This window comes from Synechococcus sp. R3-13 (assembly GCF_047462195.1).
Lineage (GTDB): Bacteria > Cyanobacteriota > Cyanobacteriia > Thermostichales > Thermostichaceae > Thermostichus.
Window position 1 is genome coordinate 1 of the sequence record NZ_JANSIO010000439.1, and the last position, 784, is coordinate 784.

Annotated in this window: 1 protein-coding gene; it reads right to left on the reverse strand. The window is 61.4% G+C overall.

What is annotated here, in order from left to right; all coding sequences use genetic code 11:
* A partial coding sequence (locus tag NW856_RS12675) for a PmbA/TldA family metallopeptidase (protein ID WP_414400563.1) occupies window positions 1-591 on the reverse strand: 591 nt, incomplete at its 3' end.
* Window positions 592-784: the final 193 nt, after the last annotated feature.

The window sequence follows — 784 nt, forward strand, 5'->3', positions numbered from 1 at the left end:
GTCGTAGGCAAAGCTGCCCACCTCGTCCCCGTCGATGGCCATGCCAAACAGGGATCCCCCCGCCTCGACACTGTGGTAGTTGGCCCGGATGCCGGTGGAAGAGGCGATGGCCAGGGTCTCTTCCTCCACGCTGAGGGAGCCGCTGTCGATGGTGATGCGAGGGTCTTTGGAGCGCACCCACTCCAGCAATTGGGATCCCAACTGGGTCAGCTCGGCGGCATCCAGTTCCAGCAGGCCTGGGTCAAGGGCAAAGGGCACCTGGGGCAAAGGTTGGGGCTCCGGCAGCCCGTTCAGGGGATCCGCCGGCGAAGCCTTGGCCATGGTCACAGCCTCAGCAGCCGTCTCGGCCAGCTCTTCCGGGCGGTTGGAGGTGGCAAAGCCCAGCCTGCCGTCGCAGAAAACCCGAATGCCGAACAGGGTCTCGCTGCTGCTGCGGGCCAGGTTCAGGTCGTTTTTTTCAAACGTGACTTCCGTTTCCCGGCCTGAGTTGGCAAACACTTCTGCCTGGTCGGCTCCAGCAGCCAATGCCTTGTGTACACCCTGTTCACAAAGATCCAGCAGGTTTTCCGGGGAAATGATGGAGCTGGGCATAGAAAGCGGGATAGCAAGAGGACAGTCCTATTATCGGCTATGGCTCAGGGATGCCTTTCCCAGCCCCCTGCGGCCCATGGGATCCCAGCACCAACCCCTTCGTCCAACAACGTCACTCTGGTGCGCACCTTCCGGCCCGCTCCCCCTGGGCAACAATCAGCAGAGAGCATGACTCTAGTCAATAATAAGCTCA